This window comes from Paracoccus caeni, from assembly GCF_016629665.1.
Lineage (GTDB): Bacteria > Pseudomonadota > Alphaproteobacteria > Rhodobacterales > Rhodobacteraceae > Paracoccus > Paracoccus caeni.
The window spans coordinates 1-21,285 of record NZ_JAEPRQ010000003.1; the positions used below are offsets into that span (position 1 = coordinate 1).

16 protein-coding genes, 1 tRNA gene and 1 pseudogene are annotated in these 21,285 nt (G+C 54.5%); 9 read left to right on the top strand and 9 right to left on the bottom strand.

Going from position 1 to position 21,285, the window contains the following annotated elements; translation table 11 throughout:
• Positions 1-33 precede the first annotated feature (33 nt).
• A tRNA-Met gene (locus JJJ17_RS09480) sits at positions 34-110 on the top strand.
• Positions 111-288: 178 nt separating this feature from the next.
• Here JJJ17_RS09480 and JJJ17_RS09485 read toward each other — a convergent pair.
• Positions 289-643: pseudogene (locus tag JJJ17_RS09485) on the bottom strand (ATP-binding protein); the annotation flags it as partial.
• A gap of 68 nt (positions 644-711) precedes the next feature.
• Here JJJ17_RS09485 and JJJ17_RS09490 point away from each other — a divergent pair.
• From JJJ17_RS09490 to tnpB, 5 genes are all read left to right on the top strand, one after another.
• Positions 712-861, top strand: a complete 150-nt coding sequence (locus JJJ17_RS09490; protein WP_200685822.1) for a hypothetical protein — start codon at positions 712-714, stop codon at positions 859-861.
• Positions 862-950: 89 nt separating this feature from the next.
• Entirely contained in the window at positions 951-1,976 is a 1,026-nt protein-coding gene (locus tag JJJ17_RS09495; RefSeq protein WP_200685824.1) for a DUF2169 family type VI secretion system accessory protein, read from the top strand.
• 58 nt (positions 1,977-2,034) lie between these two features.
• Positions 2,035-2,259, top strand: coding sequence for a PAAR-like domain-containing protein (locus tag JJJ17_RS20685; RefSeq protein WP_407673356.1), 225 nt, complete (start codon positions 2,035-2,037; stop codon positions 2,257-2,259).
• A 48-nt stretch (positions 2,260-2,307) separates the two neighbouring features.
• The gene (locus JJJ17_RS09505) at positions 2,308-2,733 is read left to right on the top strand and encodes a helix-turn-helix domain-containing protein (protein ID WP_200685826.1); all 426 of its coding nucleotides are present in this window, start codon (positions 2,308-2,310) and stop codon (positions 2,731-2,733) included.
• A complete protein-coding gene (tnpB, locus tag JJJ17_RS09510; protein ID WP_200685827.1) occupies positions 2,730-3,080 on the top strand; it encodes an IS66 family insertion sequence element accessory protein TnpB in 351 nt (116 codons plus the stop codon). The genes JJJ17_RS09505 and tnpB overlap by 4 nt, the downstream gene beginning before the upstream one ends.
• Positions 3,081-3,235: 155 nt before the next feature.
• Here tnpB and JJJ17_RS09515 read toward each other — a convergent pair whose 3' ends face one another.
• The 3 genes from JJJ17_RS09515 to JJJ17_RS09525 all read right to left on the bottom strand — a co-directional run bounded on the left by JJJ17_RS09515 (position 3,236) and on the right by JJJ17_RS09525 (position 10,958).
• Positions 3,236-4,681 (bottom strand): hypothetical protein, encoded by a 1,446-nt coding sequence (locus tag JJJ17_RS09515; protein WP_200685828.1) that lies wholly within the window; start codon positions 4,679-4,681, stop codon positions 3,236-3,238.
• The gene (locus JJJ17_RS09520) at positions 4,678-9,549 is read right to left on the bottom strand and encodes an NACHT domain-containing protein (protein WP_200685829.1); all 4,872 of its coding nucleotides are present in this window, start codon (positions 9,547-9,549) and stop codon (positions 4,678-4,680) included. The genes JJJ17_RS09515 and JJJ17_RS09520 overlap by 4 nt, the downstream gene beginning before the upstream one ends.
• A 476-nt stretch (positions 9,550-10,025) precedes the next feature.
• The gene (locus JJJ17_RS09525) at positions 10,026-10,958 is read right to left on the bottom strand and encodes a LysR family transcriptional regulator (protein ID WP_200685830.1); all 933 of its coding nucleotides are present in this window, start codon (positions 10,956-10,958) and stop codon (positions 10,026-10,028) included.
• Between the two features lie 81 nt (positions 10,959-11,039).
• Between JJJ17_RS09525 and JJJ17_RS09530 the strand changes: the two genes are divergently transcribed.
• Entirely contained in the window at positions 11,040-12,017 is a 978-nt protein-coding gene (locus tag JJJ17_RS09530) for an alpha/beta hydrolase (protein ID WP_200685831.1), read from the top strand.
• A gap of 311 nt (positions 12,018-12,328) precedes the next feature.
• Here the strand turns inward: JJJ17_RS09530 and JJJ17_RS20690 are convergent, their stop codons facing one another.
• The 5 genes from JJJ17_RS20690 to JJJ17_RS09555 are packed head-to-tail and all read right to left on the bottom strand — an operon-like array spanning position 12,329 to position 18,649.
• Positions 12,329-12,580 (bottom strand): PAAR domain-containing protein, encoded by a 252-nt coding sequence (locus JJJ17_RS20690; RefSeq protein ID WP_200685833.1) that lies wholly within the window; start codon positions 12,578-12,580, stop codon positions 12,329-12,331.
• 22 nt (positions 12,581-12,602) lie between these two features.
• Positions 12,603-13,655 carry a hypothetical protein gene (locus JJJ17_RS09540; protein WP_200685835.1) on the bottom strand — a complete coding sequence of 351 codons (1,053 nt, stop codon included), beginning with the start codon at positions 13,653-13,655 and terminating at the stop codon, positions 12,603-12,605.
• The gene (locus tag JJJ17_RS09545) at positions 13,640-15,433 is read right to left on the bottom strand and encodes a hypothetical protein (protein ID WP_200685837.1); all 1,794 of its coding nucleotides are present in this window, start codon (positions 15,431-15,433) and stop codon (positions 13,640-13,642) included. The genes JJJ17_RS09540 and JJJ17_RS09545 overlap by 16 nt, the downstream gene beginning before the upstream one ends.
• 13 nt (positions 15,434-15,446) lie before the next feature.
• Positions 15,447-16,697, bottom strand: coding sequence for a DUF4123 domain-containing protein (locus JJJ17_RS09550; protein ID WP_200685839.1), 1,251 nt, complete (start codon positions 16,695-16,697; stop codon positions 15,447-15,449).
• Positions 16,694-18,649: a type VI secretion system Vgr family protein gene (locus tag JJJ17_RS09555; RefSeq protein WP_200685841.1), complete on the bottom strand. Its 1,956-nt coding sequence runs from the start codon at positions 18,647-18,649 to the stop codon at positions 16,694-16,696. The genes JJJ17_RS09550 and JJJ17_RS09555 overlap by 4 nt, the downstream gene beginning before the upstream one ends.
• A gap of 446 nt (positions 18,650-19,095) precedes the next feature.
• Between JJJ17_RS09555 and JJJ17_RS20695 the strand changes: the two genes are divergently transcribed.
• Both JJJ17_RS20695 and tnpC read left to right on the top strand, forming a co-directional pair.
• Positions 19,096-19,329 carry a helix-turn-helix domain-containing protein gene (locus JJJ17_RS20695; RefSeq protein ID WP_200685843.1) on the top strand — a complete coding sequence of 78 codons (234 nt, stop codon included), beginning with the start codon at positions 19,096-19,098 and terminating at the stop codon, positions 19,327-19,329.
• 209 nt (positions 19,330-19,538) lie between these two features.
• Positions 19,539-21,164 carry an IS66 family transposase gene (tnpC, locus tag JJJ17_RS09565; protein WP_200685845.1) on the top strand — a complete coding sequence of 542 codons (1,626 nt, stop codon included), beginning with the start codon at positions 19,539-19,541 and terminating at the stop codon, positions 21,162-21,164.
• The last annotated feature ends 121 nt before the right edge of the window (positions 21,165-21,285 follow it).

Sequence of the window (21,285 nt, forward strand, 5' to 3'; positions counted from 1 at the left end):
AAATTCCGCACCGCAATCCACGCGATGCATTGGCGCGGGGTAGAGCAGCCCGGTAGCTCGTCAGGCTCATAACCTGAAGGCCGCAGGTTCAAATCCTGCCCCCGCAACCATCGTTACTTGCGATCCACCTCGCTCTCCGGCGGGGTTTTTGCGTTGCGCGGAAATCATAAGGATTCCGTTTGTCAGTAAGCGTTGCATCTGACCCTTTATCGGCGTCCAATATTGACTCCCCTTATGCAGTTTGCGCCGGGGCCTGAGCAGACGGAACTGATCAGTGGTGGAGGCGGGTCATGCGCGGTTCTTGAAGCGCCAGGACTCATTGCCGGTCTCGATGATCTCGCAATGATGGGTCAGCCGATCGAGGAGCGCCGTTGTCATTTTTGCATCGCCGAAGACAGTCGGCCATTCCCCCGAAGGCGAGGTTCGTGGTGACGATGATCGAGGTGCGCTCGTAGAGGCGGCTGATGAGGTGGAACAGCAGATGACCGCCGGATTGAGCGAAGGACAGATAACCCAGTTCGTCCAGAATGGCGAAGTCGAGGCGCGTCAGATAGTCGACCATGCGACCCTGCTTGCCACTGCGCGTCTCGGTCTCCAGGCGGTTCACAAGGTCGACGACATTGAGGAAGCGTCCCCGGGTGCCGCCGTATCGATCGACGCCCGGCCCTCCATGCGCAGTCGGTTCATCTCACGGGCTTCCAGCCGGTCGCGGTGGATGTTCTGGCGGTTGTCGCAGGTGTCTTCTGGCCCGACGTGGTGAGCATCCCGGTGCAGGGCTCGCATTTCTGCTATCACTGGAACGGTGAGCAGGTGGATTTCGTCAAGCGCCACGACACCGGAGAGATTCTGGAAGTCAGCTGATGGGGTAAATGTTCTGCATTCCCCTTCTTGTTGAAATTCCCCCTCCGGCCGCTAGGGTCGTGTCTGCCGATATCAACGCGGCGAGGATCATGCGGATTATCAACAATACGGTCTTTCCCGCGATCGCCTTCGATCATTGGGACGGCGTGGGGCAGGAACAGACCGTCGTCGTTATCAAGGCAACATTCCGTCGCGACGGTGAGCTCTGGTCTTGGACAGGTGACCAGTCGGACTTTCTGTTCGAGGATCGGTTCGACGGCGATCCGGCGTTTGATCCGCTGCTTGCCGAGCAGGATATCGCCCCGGAAAAACCTGGGACCGACCTGATCCTGCATGCAGTTGCTTACGTGCCGGCTGATGGACCGAGGCCGGACTGGCCAGTGGAAGTCGTTGTTCCCGGTCGTCTGAAATACGGCTTTCACGTGCGTGGGCCCAGTTGTTGGTACAGATCTTTTTTTCGTGGCTGGCGATTGGCCGAGCCTGAGCCTGTACACCAGGTGGCCATCGACTATCGTCTCGCCTACGGAGGCAGTGCGACGCTGGCGGATGGTTCATCCATCCTGAACGAGTTCAATCCGGCAGGCTGCGGCTTCGTGTCCGAAGACCTTCGGCGTGACAAGGATCCGATAGCTGCGCCACAGATCGGCAAGCTCGAGGATTTCTGGCGCGGTGACGTTTATGCGCCGATGGAAGTCCACGGCTTCGGCCCTGTCGCCAGAACCTGGCTGCCGCGGCGTGGCCTGGCTGGAACCTATGACGACGATTGGCTGTCGAGACGCCATCCGCAGCTGCCCGAAGATTTCGATCAGAGATACTGGAATGCGGCACCGAAGCCATTGCAGATATCGCAATACCTTTCTGGGAACGAGGAGTTGCATCTGCGTAACCTGCACCCAACCAGACCTCTCTATCGCCTCGGTTTGCCGGGGGTGGTCCCGCATGGGACAGTTGGGCCATCAGGCATATCGGCCAACTTCAGACTGGATACGGTAATATTGGACATATCGTCGCCAGACGACGCTATGCATGTCCTCACATTGGTCTGGCGGGCTCGCTTTCCGTCTTCGGACTTGCACGATGCACTGGAGATCGGAATAATTGAATCGCCCGGGTAGATTTAAGGCAGATAGCAACATGGCGAAGAGTGCGGCGCGTCACAGCGGCAAGGAGGCAATGATCGTTTGCCTCGCTCCGGACGTTTGCCTCACTCCCATCGGATCGGCCATGGTTCCGGTTCCCTACATGATCGTCTCTCGGCTGGACTGGTCGCAGCGAACGGCGCCGCACACGACATTCGGAGGCCAGGAAGCCTTCACGATGGCCAGCCGAACCGACAAGGTAGTCGGAAACGAGCCGGGCACCGTAAGCGTTGCATCTGGCCCCCGCCAGACCATCTGAAACCTGCAGCCTAGGCATGATACGATCCCGTCAACCAACGAGGATCGCATGTCTGAAAAGAACAATCCGCCGCTTCAGGCCTTCGGCTTTTCCATTCCAGTGACCCCGGCCGGACGCCGAGTCTGGCCGCCGAAGTTCAAACGATTTGTTCTGGATAAGATGAGTTCGGGAGAACTGACACTTGATGAGATCGTGGAGACATGCGGAGTATCCAAGTCTTATGTCTATCAATGGCGCATGCAGGCTCAGGGCAAGCCGGTCACGGCGGCGGAATGGCGCGCAAAAGCTCAATTCGCGGAGATTGTCGTTCAACAGGACGAGGGGTCCGGCACCGAGCCTGTCTCGCTACCTGCCCGGATTATCCTCTCCGGCTTGGTTACCGAGATTACGTTGCCCCATGACTATCCTATTGACGATCTCGTTCGAATCATTCGGGCCATGGAGACCCCAGACAACGTCGGAGTTGGTCCGTGATTTCGCCGTCAGGAAACTTCAGGATTTATCTGGCGGCCCAACCCGTGGACTTTCGCAAAGGAATGGACGGCCTGGCAGCAATCGTACAGACGGAATTCGATCTCGATCCGTTTTCTGGTACCATCTTCGTGTTTCGCGCCAAACGAGCGGATCGGCTGAAGATCATCGTGTGGGACGGGACGGGGCTCGTGCTGGTTCACAAACGTATCGAGGGCGTTGGTTTCGTATGGCCTCGGACCCGTGATGGCGTAATCTCCCTCACCCGGTCACAATTCGAGGCGCTGTTCGATGGCCTAGACTGGACCAAGGTCAGAGCCCGCACGCAACGAAGACCTGTATGTGCGTAATCGCGGGGAGCTAAGGGCGGAAAGCGGAAGTTCGCTGCATAGCAACGGTAATCACAGGGGCGGTGCGGAAGCGGACCTTCGTAATAAGGCTCCATAGCGTCAGTGGTGAGCGCACTTAGATGCAAAGGCAGGACTTTGGAAGACAAGTTTGCAGTTCATTCTCGCCCGCAAGGGAGTGCTGCTTTTTCAGCTTCTGACCAACACGAATTCTGAAAAATACATGCCCGGCAGCATGTCCTCATATCGATAGGGGCTATCTTACAACGACGCTGCCTCCGATCTTGAACCGCTTGGTGCGCGCAATGATATATTTGTTCATCTGTGAAAAACGCTCTGGGTCCTTTTGTTACCCGAGAACTGATTGCTGTGTCGCCGATTTGGCAACCAGCATTTCGGCAGGTGGACCAGGAGTGAAAACTGCATTGTGTTGTCGGCCGATCAAATAAGAAGTGTGGATGGTCGCCGGTTACAACCTGCCATTGATCAGCTCTTGACCGTAGTGGCTTGATATAATCAGGTCCAACATCTTCAGAAAGTGGTGCTTTACCCTCGTTTGGCTTTGGAAAACCCGCAAAATCTTCAAGTGGAGCGGTGGCAAGCTCAGCACCAAGTTCATCTGAGCATCGGCGAAGCAGTTCAGAAGATACCATCTCAACATTCGAAATATGAAGATTAACTGTGTGTTCCCCCTGCCGATTCTCCTCCAAAGTGAGTTCGAGAGGGTCTTCGTTATCAATAACAGTTAAAATTGCACCATCACTCCTCAGGAGCACCAAGGCGGGGTAGACTTGGATGCGGGGACGTGGTGAAAAAACATCAATTCCAGACTCCTCGTAGTTCACAAAAACGGAATAATGCGCGGACGCAACATTTTCCGCCGTAACGTAATTGTTCAACTGTGTAGATCGGATCTTCAGTGGTGTACTCGCCCCAATCGATCTACGGGACAGCAGTCTGAAGATGTGATCCGCGTCTTCAACATATTCTTCTTGCTTGAATATACGGAAGCTCTGCTCATCGAAATTACCATCGCAGAAAATAGCAGTAGGGTCGATAAAAACAATCAGCCAATCTCCACTCGACAGAACAGCTCTCGTAACTCTATGACCATAGAGGTCAGTTGAAGTCTGAACGTAGCCCGCCAGCTGTTGCAGGTACTCGTGCCAATCCCCGATGACTGGAGCCTCTTCCTTCTTTCCGCCTTGGGTCACATGTTTGATAGCTTCGATTAGAAGGAAATGCGAGGACGTGTTTTTTCTTGCCGCACCCTTTCCTTTGATAAATGCCTTGCCCCAAGCTTTAGCCTCAAAAATCATAACAGGTGCGCCCGTTTCATCGTTGAGACCAAGATAATCGATGAATTTAGTAGTATCCGCCTTGATGCGAACTTCTTCTGTAACATCCCCGTTCGGGCCGAGCGACCAACCCAAAAGACTTAGGAAGCCGTCGAAGAAATAAGAGCGCGTATCGTGCTCATGCAATGTGTACTCGCCAACGCCCTGATAAGGGTTTGGCGCAATCTGCTCCTGAACTCTTCTACTCCCTTCAAGCAGCCGCTGAATGCCTCTCCGGAAATCATTTTCGTCAGCTGCTAAATTCATTGGAGCAGTTCGGGCAACCGATAGAGCAGTCGACGCGCTGCAGGCCAGCCTGCTTCCATGAAAATTTCCAAACAGTCAATAAGTGCCGACCGTCTGTCCTCAGCATCGAACAGCTCCTTATGATCCGCAAGAAAAATGCCAAGCAGCTTGACAAGAAGCTCCGCGCCCATGGACTCGTATTGGTAACCTGTGCGTCGGCCACCTTCCTTTAACGCAAGTGCCAGAAGGTCGAATGAACGAGGCGGATCAATCGGGAGCAGGAACTGTAGAAGCTGTGACAAATAGTAAATTGTGTGTGGTGTACCGCACTTCCCAATTGTTTCAAGCTGAGGCGTGATTTCTTCAAAAAACTTGCGCAAGTCTACTTCATTGAAGACACTATTCTCAGCTTTCTTGCAGTCCGAAGCCCCAACAGCGAAGTAGATTTGCATGCACGCAGTATCGACTAGCTTTGCATCATTACGGGCAGTCGAGAGTTGCTCTTCGTATGTCACGCCTTGTGCAAAGTGGGCCTCCAGCCCCCCACACGCTTTTGCTAAAATATGAGATGTGAGGTCGATAGCGCGGCGACGTGTATCATCGTCTCCCGGTCGAACGGAATCGCCAAATCCTAATACAAGGGCTCCCCTCATTGTCTGAAGCACGTCGATCAACTCATCAGTTCGACTTCTTCGGTTGTCGATCCAATCAGAAATGACCTCCCAAGCGGATTCTTTTTCATAGGTAATCCAAAGAACCGTTAGAACGCTTGCCAATGCTTCATCCAGCTTGGCCTGACGCTCTGGATCTTCCGAAAACCGCCTAGTTAGGCAAACAGCGAGCGTGCTTGCTCGATCGGGATCTGAGTGAATAAGGCGGCCAATTACGCTGCTTACGAGACTATTGAGGACACTCAGATTGCGCTCTTTCTGGAGCCGGTCTTCTAATCGGCTCCAGAAACCTGATCGATCCAAATCCCATAGACGCACGAGATGAAGCCCAGACTGCAATCTCACTGCAGGATGTGGGTCCGCGATTAATTCGTCTATGGCCGTTGTAACCTCCGGGTAAAGGTCCGGCCGCTGTAGCATCAGATCCAAAATGCCGCTGGCAATCTCTACACGAGCGGCAGGAGAACCCCACGAAGCAAAACGCTCAAAATCGGCTTCCGTTTCTTCCTCAACACTTGGACTGGCAGACCGCACTGTCGTTAAAACTAAATCGAGAAATCTCTCCGTATTAACAACATCATCCTTGCCAGGAACAGTCTTGCTTTTAATTAAGTTTCTTATTCCCAGACCGATAACACCCTCGGCATGGGAAACTAGTCCTTCATTTCGATCAGGTCCACCAACGACAGTTCTTAGTGCGACCAACGCATCAAGGCTGGTATCTAAACTAGGTGGATTTTCGCTTTCGTCGGAAGCCTCGAGACCAAGGGCCTCTTTGGCTGCGCTAATCTCCTGCATCAACTCTTGATCGCTTTCAGAATGACGATCGAGGTCTCCGATCCAATGATAGGGTTCTGCCTCCCCAGTACCAACAGTTACACTGAATAGGCGTCTATTGTTTCCCGTGTCGACATCATTATCAACAGACGCAATCCATCTTTTTGCAACTTCTGTAGCAAGCAGGTCGTCTCCTATTGCGGTATATAGTCTTTGAACGAAGTGCTCACGCGCTGCTGGAGGATCGAGGTATCGGCTGAAGTCCAACCGATCTACGCCTTTCTCGAATGAGATTTTGTCCTCGAGCTTCAATCGGGCATATCCAGCTGCCACCAAATCAATAGCATCTTTTCTTGTATCTGCAGCTAGCAGAAACGGCCCAGACATTGCTATTGGCATCAACAAATCTACCAGGCTGTCCTTCCGCTCACTCGCCGCAAGAAAGATACGTGACCACAGCAAAGCAATACGACTTTGATCAGCTACTAGCTCAACTATGTCGGTTGCCGTTTCTTGTGATGCACTGCGAAGAAGTTCCAGTAACTTGACAACCAGTGCATCAGCATCATGCCCATAGGCTGTTTCAGGATCGTACGCCCAAATGTGACTGTAGTCCTCCTGCAAAAAGATCTGGCGGCCATCAACATCCATTTGAAATGTTGAGAGATCCGAAGACGGTGGATGCTCACGTAAAATGAAGCCTTCCGTTGCTTTGACGATGGCCATTGTCGCTTCTCGTGGGAACCTCGCCAAGAATGTTGGCGCATATTCTGTGAGAGAGTATCTGGCCATGTCATAGTCTTGCCGGGCATTTGAAGTCAGTGACAATATTTTACTGTCACCCAAGCGGGTTTGGTGCTCTTCGGTCACCGAAAACCCATAGGTTCTCTCATAAATCGTGGTCGCAAATTCGGGATCGATTGGAGCGATTTTTTCAATCTTTCGACATACAGCGGGCACCTCCTCCCAGCCATGAGAGTCAAATCTGGCGGGTTCGAAGACTTTCAACAACAGACTGCGTGCAGTGCTGGGATCGGTTTCGAAAGTTGTGGCTACGAGATCGATTGCGGATATAACCAGATTGTTCGGTTCCGATAGTGCAAACGAGTGATGGAGTAGAGCGCGCGCGCAAGCCCCTATTTGAGTCAACTCAGCTTCGTTCAGCTCCAGCCTGAGAAGAGTGAATGCAAGGAAGCGAACAGAACCCGCGACCTGGCTGAGATCAATAGATACACCCTCTAGCAGAGCTGCCCAAGGAGCCACGGGAGCGTTAGGATCGTCCTCCAGACGCACTGCAACCGCGCCGCAAATATGAGATAACGATGCAGAAGCTTTCGTATCCGCGGCTGCAATGCGTTGGGCTAAAATACTGGTATCGTTCGATAATTCCGGGTACTCGGCAGCAATTCGACCGACTGCACTTCGAAGCACGGGATCCGCGTCATTGTCTGCCAATGTGTTGGTTGCCGCACTCCAAAAGCGGGCACGGCTATCGTCATTATCCCATATTTCCCTCAAAACAAACGAAAGAGCAGGCGCCAACATCAGGCCTTGGGTTTGTGCCTTTGGAAAGTGAAGGGTTCCGTCAATCAGATCTGAAGGATCGATCAGCACTTTCGCGGCGGAAAAATCAAAAAGCAGATGATGTCGGAACTGTATCCAGCGTCCGTTATCCACTGAAATGATAACACCTTCTCTCGCAAGAACATCTACTATTTCAGGGTCAGAGCCTGCCGCATCGTCGACACGTGCTCTTAGGGTGCGTGCAGAAACCATCGCGTTTGCAATGCGTGCGATACATGTGCGCCCTCTGATCCCATGGCGTTCAATACGGTGTTCCCAATAAAGCTGAAGCAGTTGTGCTTGTGAGGACACGTGGAAAAAGTCGTTGCCAACCAAGCCATCTTTGGTGAGTTCGCTTAGCAGGCGCGTGTTGAAGGGTACGACTGCTAGGTCTTTTAGTGTCTGGGATGCGTTGCGAAGTGCTGTTTCCAATGCAGGTGCGGCTTCCATGAGCTGTTGGAACTCTGCATCGGACCATTCAGGGACCCGAACATGTCGCACATTTGGAAAGCCGCTTTCTTTCAAGTCCTCTATGGGAGGGGACCCACGAAAGAGCGAACGAAACTGCTGTCCCATTCGCAGATCAAAGGTTCGTATTGATGCTACGACGCGCCATCTGCCATTTCGCTGCAAAACCCTCTCGATCAGATGTCTGAATACACTCTCACCCGCACCTCCTCTTGTGGCGTCTAGGGCGTCCACAATCAGCCATGCTGTTCCGCTGCCGTCCCAAGCATTGAGAACTTCTAATACCGAATGTTCTAAATCCAGCTCGCGACTCAGCCCTTCTAGGGACTCAACGGAAAATCGATCGACGGCGAGTTCCAAAACATCATGCCCATCTCCCCGCAACTTTCTGGCGAGAGCGTTGAGAACTCCACTTTTTCCAGAACCAGGCTCCCCCACGACCAACAAAGATCCATCTTTGGTGGCCGCTTCAATTAAAGGCTGACAATCGCGCTGTATGGTAACGCGGTTTCCATCCGTCGCTTCGATCACTTCGTAGCGATCGAGAGCTTTGGCGGTCTCGAGGCTATGCTTTTTTAACTTTTCGACGTCATGGATGTAGTTTGGAGGCGCGGCCAGCCTTGCTCCGTAGCCAATCAACTCTTTTCTGAGTTTTTTCGAGTCCGCGCCGCCTCGAGACATCATCAAATCCGCTATGAACGAGTCGAGGGAGTTCATAACCGTTTCGGCGCTGAAATCTTTTGCAGCGGCTTTCTGCAATCGATGAATTGCTAACTGCCGGTCCGTGCCCTCTGTATCAAAGACAGCTATCACGATGAACTGTGCAATCTTTTGCGGGAACGAGTCGTTAAACGGCTTTGTTGTAGACGCGATCCAAGCGCTCTTGACACATTCAAAGAAAATATCAAACGCTTCGGTCTGAGCTTGATTTAATTCGCCACCGCCAGGCTGTGATATGAGACGTAAGGCATTGGACAAGTCTATACGAATTCTAGCGGAACTTTCGGGACCTACGGCCAAGACGAGGCGGTCAAGTTCAGAAGAGAGAGATCGATTCCAGTACTTCGCGCCATCACCGTCTTCGCATGCCAACCAATGTCTGACGAACTGAGAAACCGATTTTCCAAATGGACTATTGAGACCTCTTGACAGCGATGCCGTAGTCTTAGCCTGGATCGCGACGAAACCTCCGAGATTGGTGGCAACTAGAATATCGTCAACTGGCGCTTCCGTCTCGAAACGGATCCAAGATGGTTTGGCCTCTCCAAGGTTGAATACCGGATCGAATGGATCATCGGACAGGATCTGAGTTGCAATAAATGATCCCAATCTTTGCTGGAAAATCACTCCTGCACTTGTGGCTGCGCCACCTCCGCCTACTCGAGAATTTTTTTGTGGATCTTGAGTCACGTGTTATTCGCTAATCCAATTGAATTCCATACCGAAGTGCCAGCTTAGGAAACATGCCAACAGCTTGCCCCGTCTTCCGTGCAGTCCGTAATCTAACCTCGTGATTTCTTTCCTTTAGCACAAGCCTTGAATGGCTAGAAACCCAAGCTTAGACACTAGCTTTGCTAGGTTGATGAACGTCGGCTTCGAGGAGGCCGCACTGCCGCAGCGAACGTTGTTGCAGAGGTCTGCTGCGGGCCGGCCTCGTCGGTCTGAGTGGGGGTCGGCCTGCAGCCGACGAAGGTGGCGGTTGCTGTGTCGCGGAACGCTGCTTCGAGGCCATACCGGACCTTCACACTGTGCCTGTGCGCAACCCGCAAAGCTCGGCGCCAGACCCCGTTGCCCACCCGCCCAAATGGGCCCAACTCAAATTCGGAATCTCGCTCACGCTGGATAAAAATTGGGGGCAATGGCACGCTTGCACGAGGATACCGTCACTAAGGGGAAAGATTTTCACACGCCCTGCCGTTTGTTTTGATTGTTTCAATCAGTGCCCGCAGTCCGGACGAGACGTGTCGGCGGCCCGGATAATAGAGGCACAGGCCGGGAAATTCCGGGCACCATTCGTCCAGAACCTGCTCAAGTTTACGTTCCTGTAGGGGCTCTGCGACGAGGAAGTCTGGAACAAAAGCGATTCCGATCCCGTCGATGGCGGCTTCAACCATCAGGACCTGGTCCGTCAGCGTGAGCGGCCCAGCGACGTTGATCGTCTCCGCGATGCCATGGCGCTCGAATTCCCAGCGATAAATCGCACCGCTCTCGAAGCGAAAGCGGATGCAATCATGCTGATAGAGGTCTTGGGGAACGATTGGCCGACCATGGGCCCCGAGATAGTCGGGTGAGGCAACTGCTGCAAACCGTACGTTATCAATAATGCGGACCGCGATCATGTCCTGCGGTACCGCTTCGGCAAGCCGGATGCCGGCATCGAAGCCTTCGGCGACGATGTCCCCTAGCCGCCCATCCGTTACGATATCGAGATGAACCTCGGGGTACGCCTTGTGAAACCGGGCGAGTAGTGGTCGCAAAACCATGCGGACCGCCACATCGCTGGCGTTGATCCGGACGGTGCCGCTCGGCGTGCCGCGAAAGTCATCAACCTCCTGCAACGCTTCCGTGATCGACGACATGGCCGGACGAAGCTTTCCCGCGAGCCGCTCTCCTGCCTCGGTCAACGAGACGCTACGCGTCGTTCGATTGAACAAGCGCACACCGAGACGCTGCTCAAGGCTCTTTATTGAGTGGCTGACTGCCGACCTAGTGACATTGAGTTCGACGGATGCCGCACGAAAGCTGCGATGGTTCGCAACGGCAAGGAACACGCTCAGTGTGAGCAGGTCGCCTGATCTAGACTGGTGAATTGTTTTCATCTCGCCATCAAGAATTGGCGAGATAGTTGCGACAGTCAAGCTGGCCTAGATTTGAACGACAGCAAAAAGGAGAAATGCACGATGGCCAAGCATGGCAACTACATCCCCGAGAAGGTTACGTTCCCCTCACATGGCGAAGACGTCGTCGGCGTCATCTATCGTCCCAAGGGAGACGGGCCGTTTCCCGCCGTCGTTCTGCTTGGACCCTATTCCTTCGAGAAGGAACAGGCCCCGACGCATTATGCAACGCGGATGGCCGACGAGGGCTTTCTGGCGCTGGTCTTCGATCCGCGCACGGTCGGCGAGAGCGGCGGGACGCCGCGACGGCTGGAAAATCCCAAGATGAAGAACGAGGACGCCGTATCGGCGCTTGACTATCTGCTTACCCGGCCGGATGTCGATTCCGGACGCATCTTCGGCCTAGGCATCTGCCAGGGCGGTCCCGAGATGCTCGACATCGCTTCCTACGACGATCGCATCAAGGCAGTCACCTCCATAACTGGCTACTATCGCGACCGCGAGACCGACCTGTTCATGATTGCGGCCGGCGTTACGGAAAATCCGTTCGACAAGGCGAACGCCCCCACAACCGAAGAATTGGAGGCTCTGCTTGCAGCGCGTCTCGAACGCGCACGCGACGCGAAGGCCCGCTACGAGGCAACGGGCGAAGTTGTTTATCGCCCGCTCGTCGCTCCGGAGCTCGGCGATCGCAAGACAGGCTCGGAAGCGGGATTGCCGGGACCACTGGTCTGGAGCTGGTACGGACCCTGGACGCTGAAGGGTTGGGAGAACCGTTACGCAGTCATGAGCGATCTCGACCATTTCGACTATACGACCGTGCCCAGTGTGGCGAAGCTCGACAAGCCCGCCCTCATCGTTCACTCCGACATGTGCATGAACCCGGCGGCGGCGCGTCGGCATTTCGAATCGATCCCAACGAAGGACAAGAGGCTGATCTGGGAGAACGGCACCGACCACTTCCAGTATTACGAGCAGCCCGACGTCGTCGATCGCACGGCCGGCCATGCCGCAGACTGGTTCCGCGAACACATGGCTTGAGGGCGCAGGTGGCAATAGGGCGCGGCGCGGGTAACCCGCCGCGCCAGGATGAATTCATGGGGGCAGCCGATCCCGGAGTGACGGCTGAATCCGCAATCACCACCATACCTGCCCGAGTTTTGCTGCGACAGTCGTCGAAGGGCGGCTTAGGAGGCGGCGACCGGGCAGAGGCTATAGTGGCTGAGCGGCCGCTATGGGCCGGTTTGTACAACTCTAGCTCGTTTCGTTTTGGCGCGTGGCGCCAAAATAACCCTTACGTTCCTCAGCGGAAGACAGATTCTGCGGGGTCGACCTGCAGCGCTTACGAAGTTTCAGCCCTGGGATGATGAGCCGGTGACCAAAAGACCGCCATGATCCGTCCTTGAACCGACGGTCGCGACGGGGCGGCCATCAACTCTGACGACAGATGTTCCCGAAATGATGGTTGCGCCACATCCCGTTCGGTCGCCTACCGTTGCAATTGGCCGGTTATCGCAGGTGGAGGCTGTGGCCACCTGCGTGATCTTGTTTTTCCCGTGTATCGGGCAGAGATGCGTGTCACCCAGCCTACTAATCTTCTTCACGACGATCCCCCGCTCAGCATCATTAAAGGCCGGTGTTAACGTCCGCGATATGCCATTCCCCGGATGCGTTCTGATAAAAAACTACTGGAAAGGAATCGGTCCCGTTCTCATCACCGTTTGGAGGTAATCCCCAGAAGATCGGATCGGGACGAAACCGTACCAGCCGGCCGCCTGCCATGAATTGAATCGACGCACTTTCAAGTGGACCAATTAAACTTAACGGCTGTAATTCGCTGCCGTCAGGCTGCGTCCTTTGAAAACGGTCTAGGCCAAGCTCTGTGTTTTCGACAAACTCTTCTGCATTTTTACTGCTCGATGTTAGCATATAGGCCGTCGTGTCCCAAATCGGTCGAGCCTCACGGAAGATCGCCGGGCCATCTCCGCGCGCGATTTGATCATGCAATCGCTGATAAGCCTGCATCAAGCCGCGCCGGGTTTCGGGGGTATCGGTCATCACAACAGCATCCCGGCTCCAGTGGAACGGGCGCAGATCATCATCATTCAGGACCAGATCGAAATCCAGTCGATAGCCACCGATTCTTTCGCCCGTATCAAACACGATCGACTGGGGCGGTAGGTCAGTGATGGTAAAGTTGCCGTCACTGGACATGTCCGGTTGCGCCATGACTCGATCAAGCCCGGCGGTGGTTTTGTCTTCATTCACGAAGGCGCCCTCTGCCGCATTATAGCGCAATTTGATCGGGTTGATCTCAAAGGAATCCTGCGTGCCAAAATTTCGTCTCTCGATGGAAATCGAGATCATCACCCCATCGCGCAGCTCAAACAGAAAGTCGCCATCAGGGGATTTCTCTCCGGTCAACGGTGAGAATAATAAGGATATCTGATTCTTGCCCGGCTGAAGACCCAATCCTATATTGCCGTTGGATGTGGCGTATCCCCTGTCGCCATTCTCACGCATGAACAGGTCGTTTACGTGCAATGCCCATGCCAAGCCTTCGGTTTGAATAATAGCATAGTAGCCATGATCGATATTGGAGCTTTGCGCCATGACCGGTCCTTTCAAAAAGCTGGTTGCAACAAGAAATACGGCCATCAGCCTTAGTATTTTTCCCATCCTGAATCCTCTGGTTGGAGAATGGTGTATGTGCTCCCGCGCGAAGCACCGGCAATGCCGGAGCGTGCAATTCGTTCGGCCTCGGACTTGGACTGTTCCAGATGCTGAAGGACAGCTTCTTGTGAACTGCTGAGGATAGGTTCATCTAATGTATCGCTGTCAAAGGCGGAACGGCTCCTATCGCTCGGTTGACGACGCCACCCCACTTCGGCATGAGCTTTCAACTCAATGACAACCCCCTCGAACTTATAGTTCTTCTGCCGTTCCTCTCCATGCTTACGTACCGCCCAAGCCCAGGACGTGTTGACTGTGCCGCTAGCCCCCGCCTTGCCGGCAAAGACCCAGACCTCGGCTTCGATCTGGATCCCGACGACAAGAATACCCCGGATCTTGATCTCACCCCTAAAAACCTCCGGGATGCTGGTAGATTCAGGAGCGGGAAGATTTGCGGGAATGGTCATCGTGACGCCGCTGGTTATGGCATGCGTCAGCGTTCCTTCAGCGCCAACCTCCAGATAGGCGTCTAACTTGCCCGCGAATGCCTTACCGGCGGCCATTTCAGCGCGAGCCTTGCGGATAGCGGCGGCGCCGGGACCTGTAAAATAGGTGGCGAGCGCGTCGATGACATCCAGCCGGCCGGTGACGCCGATCTTCAGCTCGAGCAACAGTTCACCAAGTTTCAATTCCAGATCCGGGCAACCGCCTTTTTCTTTGATCTCGAGGCCCTTCGGTTTCAGTGCCAGTGACTTACTCAAAGTGATCGAAGAGGCGTATTTCGATACATCGCGCGTACTGTTGGACGTGTTTCCCTTATGCACATACTCGTTCAAAGTGCCGATCATGCTGGCCATGGTGCCGATCATGCCGGGCGCTTTCGTCGAGTTGCTTCGCGCCAGCCCGTTTCCACTTACGCTTTTTGCCTCAGCGGTAGCACTGATCTCGTGATTTCCGAATACTCCATTGAGCGATCCGCTGGCTCCAGCGCTTCCGTTTACACCAGCTGTGCTAAATCTGAGCATCGTCGATAGCGTCGCGTCACCATCGATTTTAAGATAAGGAATTGGCGTTACTGTCAGCGTCGCGCCCATTGCCTCATCGCTCAGGCATTGCGATGGCGTGAAGCTTGCTCTGTTATCGCCATCCGCGCTGTTGGCAACGGTAAGCAGTGTATCTAGCACGATCAGGACGAGGATGATTTCGCGTGGGAAATACTGCTCCAACGCGACGGCAAAGCTCGGGAGGGTTGGTATGCCGACGGTCACTTCCTGCGACTTCTCCGAAATCATTTCCGGGCCAGAGCGCAGGTTTCTGGTTTGCAGATGCGGTGTTTCCGATCTGCCCGCGGGGCAGTTACGCCCCGACCAGCGGGTTTTCACCTTCGAGGTTAAGTGACTGCCCGACATTTCTCTGGCGATTACCAGCAGGTTCTTTTCGATTCGAAAAGGAATCGATGCCGTTGGCCAGACGATCTTGCGTGATTCATCCGTACTGTCGGCCACCTCTCCGTCCTCGAAGCAACAGGGTTCGCCGGGCGCGCAATCGCAAGCCGCCATTCCTATAATCGGATCTACCCCAGCATTCTCAAAGGCGCTTTCCTTTGCGAGAGCTTCTACTTTTCTGATCTCCTCATCAAGAATTTGTTGATGAGCTCGATAGGCCTCGCTGTGGGCAGGATATTCTTTTAAGGCTCTCTGCGAGGTCATAATGTTATTAAGGGATGTTCCGGCACTGCTATTGTTTGATAGCAAAAAATGCATTGCCTCGTCAGGGGACATCATGGTGTGTTTGTCCTTAGCTTAAGTGTGCGGTGGATTCGCGCTGCCAAGCGCTTATGAACCAATCAATAAGCTGATTCTTTTTTTGCCAAGGCAACAGTTTCGAATCATTCAATATCCGCGCGGCATCCTGATCGCGGGTTTCGAAGCCCTCGCCAAAAACAAGCATAGCTCGCGCGAAGATCGTAATTTGCTTAACAGTATTCATTCCATATTTTTTCGCTTCCGCCTGCGCTTTAATCGCGGTGGAAAGGCATAAATTCTGATCTGCCAGTGGACTATGCTCTTCGTGCAGCGTGCGCGCGAGTTTGATCGTGGCACGGCGCTGCATACGCTTTGTAAAATCCCTGAACTCTTGTGTTGAAACACTCAGATCGATCGAGCGGGACTCTTTGAACTCGGGCACCACCCAACTTAACAGCCGACCTTGGCAGGCCGAATTTTCGGCGAAGGCCGTAATCGGGTCGCCCATGAACTCAACGTTGGTAGGATTAAGACATAGCGGGCTTATGGGTGCAATCAGCATGCCAATCTGTTCGGTGAATCGGGCCAAGAAAGACGAACGCATCGCCTCCACCATATCAATCAGCACACGAGGATCATAAAACCGAAAGTAGACTGCAGCCTGCTCGTTTTCTGGCGTCCTCAGCATGGTGAACTTCCGCAGGTGCTTGCGAAGATCATCCATCTCTAAGTTGGTGCAGATCAAGATATAGGAATTGTCCGCGTGCGGACGCGACTGCAGGGCCTGCGCGAATTTCGATCCAGGCTCCACTAACGCTAACCAAGGTGCAAGGCTTCTACTTTCCGGATTCAACGTACTATAGAGGCATGCGTGGGTAGCGCCTGTGCTAAATAAGACTTTTTGCGCGTCTGGCCAGCTCACGCCGTCGATGATAGCCCAGACACCGTAACCGGACGTAAGTACCTCTTCCCAGTTTGTTTCGAGCCATGAATTTGTTCGATCAATTTGGTGAAAGCCTCCGAACGGAAGAGGCCTGTTTCGGCTTACTCGAGGGATCAGCTCTGCAAGACCATCTTTGTCATTTATTAGCTGCTTCGCATCTTCGACGGGGCTGGCTTGAAAGACCGATAGAAGATCATATCCAAGTCGTAAAAGCGTCGTACTAAGGCCGGCTTCATAATCCTCTCGTGAAGCTGCCGACAATAGCAACAGTCCGCGGGCCTCCTCATGACCGCCAATCCATCGTTGTCGCTCGGCGCTACGAGCGCGCAGATGGCAATCCCCGATCCAAGTGCGTATCATTGCTCCGCACCGGCAATGTTGGGACAATGGCTGACAAAAGGCGAGCCCTCGCCTGCGGCCGCCCGTAGCACGGCAGGAACCGCCGGAATTGCAGCCGCGCCCGGTGACGCGGAGCCCACATTCAGAACTGGCGCGACATCAACCCTGCCACCTTGCAGCACAACGGCTGCGCCCCCTGCGACAAGCGTGATCTTGGTTGCATCTATGACTAACTCACCCTCGGCCTTAAGCGTAAAGTTTCCGCCCGTTCGCGTAGCAAAGGTCCCAGCCACGTCAATACTGCGATCACCGCCAGTCTTCTCGCGGAACGCGCCTTCCACCGTCAGGTCTTGCATACCGTCAACGGTCTCGACGCGATCGGCCGCGATTGCAACCAGCGAGTTGTTCCCGATGCTGACGTTGTCATCATATTCGACCCGGAGCTGGCGCGAATTGCTAACGTGCAAATCAAAGTTCTTTTGGGCATGGAGGTAAATAAACTCCTCGCCGGACTTGTCTTCGAAGGTTAGCTCATTGAATCCCTGACCTTGATAGCTGTTCGTCTTGAAGACTGAGCGTGATTTGTTCGCAGGCAGCGCTGTTGGGGGTGGGTTCCGTCCATTATAGACACACCCCGTGACCAACGGCTTATCTGGATCGCCTTCCAGGAACTCGACCACGACCTCCATGCCGATCCTTGGGATGACCATGCCGCCCCAGCCTGCGCCGGCCCAGTTCTGGCTGACCCGGCAGCGCATTGAGTGGACGGCGTCAAGGTCCCAGTGGAATCGAACCAAAATCCGGCCATATTCGTCGCAGTCGATCTCAGCATCGCCGACGACCACCGCGGTCTGTGGCCCCTGTACTATCGGCACATGCGTCTTGCGGGGCGGCGCCATTGGCGTAGTGTCTGGCATCAACGTGTAACTGCTGGTGAAAGAATAGCCGTCGCTGCCTTGCCCGCCAGTGCCATAGGCCTCGCTGACGAAGTGCTGTCTGGCCGAGAGACACAGATAACTTTCGCCGGTGCCGGGGATCTTGTCGCCCGCTAGCGTGACCCGCTTGCCAGCCCGCAGGCTGAGGCAGTCGCCGACCGCGCGATTGCGTCGGTCTCCCCCGCGCTCCTGATGGGTGCGCAGCCCTGCCACAATCTTGCCCACGTCCTGCACCAGGTAATCGCCCGGATAATCGAAGCTCTCGATCTGGCCTTGCGCATAGGCCGCATCACCCAAACGATCAACTTCCATCGCCTGATTAGGCTTCTTGAAGTCATAGTCGGTGAGACGGATCGCCCCGGTGGTGATGTTGCGCTCTGGCGTCCAGTCCCAGAAATGCTCGCCTTCCGCCTGATGGTGCCCATCATAGCTTTTGTAGGGGCGCGTACCGATCGTCTCATGGGCGAGCACATCGTCGGTCAGCACCAGAGTGTGGCTTCCCATAGTGTGGCGAAAATGGAAGCTGACCCCGTGCCGCTCCAGCTGGCGACGAGCGAAGTCCAGATCGCTTTCGCGATACTGCACGGTGTATTCAATGACCGGATAGTCATGCGAAAGCTGCACATCCAATGCCGGATCACCGAGTTGGGCATAGTCCTTCAGCAGTTCCTCAAGGATCTGTACTACGGTTTTGTTGTGGAAAATGCGCTGATTGCGCCGCCGCCCCGCCAGCCAGAACCACGGACGCAGCACCAGATCGTAGCGGTGGCCGTTCTCACCAACACCGGCCCAACGGGCCTGTGTCACAATGCCGTCGAAATGCTGCGCACCCTCGCGGCCTTCGATCTCAACCGTCGCATGGGTGCCGATCAGCGCGTCGAAATCCAAGTCATCGCAGACTGCCAGTGCCTCGACCTGATATTCAAACAGATCGTTGAGGTGGTCCGTGCCGTCAAAGCGCAGCAGCGACAAAACGTTAGGCCCAAGCTCGGTAGTCAGGCGGCCAAGGCGTTCGGACTGGCGAAGGGGCGCATTCATAAAGGCAGCTCCAAGGAAATGTAGGTATACAATTGGTCAGTGAATAAACTCCGTCTGCAACTTGGTAAACCTTGACTTTCCGTAACCCTATCAAAAAATACGAACACAATTGTACATTTTTCGGTCGCGGCGTCGGTTAAGCTTGTCCATCGGTTCTATTGCGAACTTGAGCTGAATCAGCAGGTTGATGGCTTCACACAACAAGAAAATTTAAGAATCAAAGCGACCTCTGACCGCCCTCCTTTGCATCTGGATAGGGCGGCCCGTTTCTTCTTCCACTCGCAAAGTCAGCCGTGTAGATAATTTCACATTCAGCCGTTTACTGGTTGCAACTTTCATGGCGGAGGTATACTATCGCGCTGCAAGCGTGTGCGCGATTCGATCTTGACAGGCCGAATCGCTCCCGCCATGATTCGCGTGTGATATCGCAACATGGGAACACACGCGTGAAAACGAGCCCCCAGGTCGAATTCCTGAAAGCGAGCCTTCGTGTCTCAGGCTCTTCCTTTGCCGCCATTGCCAAAGAGGTCGGCCTATCTCGCTCAGGCGTCTCCCGTGCGGTTAGATCACGTTCTCACACATCCCGATGCAATATTGCGATCGCAGAGAAGCTAGGTGTCGATGTAGCTGACCTCTGGAGCTTTCACCAAGGAGGCGGCCATGACCTGAGCAAAAGGTAAGGGCTGAAAAGGTTGAAGCCTCAGGCTCCACACCCGAGGCTTCGTGAAAATCGTTTTACACCGCGATTTTCCTTATCATCCCATCGATCAAGCAAATTGTCAACGTCGGCGTGCTGCTGAAGTGCGCTGACCGATCTTGCATAAATTTCAATGGAATGAGGCGCACCGCGATCCGCGGGCGAACAATGATGCATGACGTAATAGATACAATGCGTGCCGACCTTGAAGCGGCACTGGGGCAGCCAGTGACCAAAGACCTGATTGATCAGGTGCTGGTGTTGGTAACGAAGCTTGGCGCGGAGATCAGGCGCCTCTCGGCGAGGGCGACACACCTTTCAGCCGAGTTGAAGGCAGCAAAGAAGGCTCTGGGCAAAGCAAAGCGCATGCTCTTCAGCCCTTCGGCTGATCGCGACCCCACAGATGACGAGCCTCCAAATCAGACTCCAGACGAGGGTGAGACAACGCCTGACACATCTGAAAAGCCTGTTCCAGGTGACAATCCGGCATCAGAGGTGCCCAAGCGCAAGCCCAGCTATACTGGAGGTCGAGGTAAAAAGAATTGGGGCGACGGCGTGGAGTATCGCGAGGTTCTCCATGAGACGCCAGACAAACGTTGCCCCTGTCGCTGCGGCGGTGACTTTCGCGGATACGATGATCACGAGGTGGCCGAAGTCGAGCCAGCGCGATACTATGTTGTGGTTCACAGGTATGCCAAATATCGGTGCAGATTACAGAACCGTATCGTTGGCACACCGTTCGAGCAAAAGATCATTCGGAACACGGGGATGAGCACGAGCTTTCTGGCACAGCTGATCACCCTGAGGTTCAGCTGGTACCTCCCCTGGCACCGCCAGCAGGAAATCATGCGTCAGCAAGGGATGCGGTTTCACAGATCGACGATGGCCCGCTGGACGGGACGCGTCGCTCACTCAAAGCTGCGTCCGATCTACGATCTGCTGATGGAAAACCTGCTTTCTGTCTCTCTGCGACTGTTCATGGATGAAACGCCCGTTGATCAGCTATCGCCGGGCTCAGGGAAGACCAAAAAGATCCAGATGTTTGCGCTGCATCGTGACGACAGGAGCTTCTCAGGAAATCTGCCGCCCGGCACCGCATATCTTTATCGGCAGACGCGCGAGATGACACATGTTCATGATGCCCTCAAAGACCGCCAACTCATTGTCCATCACGATGGCCATCGGATCTACGGCCACCTCGGGGAAGTTGGTACCCCATTCGAACAGATTGTCTCGGTCGATTGCTGGGCGCATGTCAGACGGCTCTTTATGGATGAGATCAAGGCGGAGAAGGCGCCGCATGCCAAGGAGATCGTCACACTGATCCGTGAGCTTTATGCAATCGAATCCGCCATCAATGGCAAAGCACCTTTGGTCCGGGCCTCAGTTCGGCGGAAAGAAAGTCGGCCTGTGCTCGATCGTATCCGCAACCGACTGATGGAACTTGAGAAACACTACCTCGGAAAAAGCGACATGCGGAAGGCAATCCGCTATACCCTCACCCGCTGGATTGGTCTGACCCGTTTCGTCGATCATGGCAGGATCGAGCTGGACAACAATCCAGTCGAGCGGCAGTTCAAGCATACCATTCTTCTGCGCAATAACGTGTTGTTCATCGGCAGCGAGGAGGGCGGCGAAGCATGGGCCATCCTCGCGAGCCTCGCCCAGACCTGCAACCTCAACAATATCGACTTCTACCGCTACCTGATGTGGGTCTTCGACGAAATCATCGAGAAAGGCGAGGCTGTTGACTATGAGGCGCTCCTTCCCTGGAACGCCCCGAACAGTTGCCGCAACGACCTGCCCAAAGGCACATAGCGGCCAGCCAGACGTGCAGAATATATGTTCACCCCGCGCCCACGGGAAGGGCGCGGGGCACGAACGGCTGCGCGGTTCTCAGAATATGTTTCTGCCGGATGCGGCGATGAGCTAAGTTGCC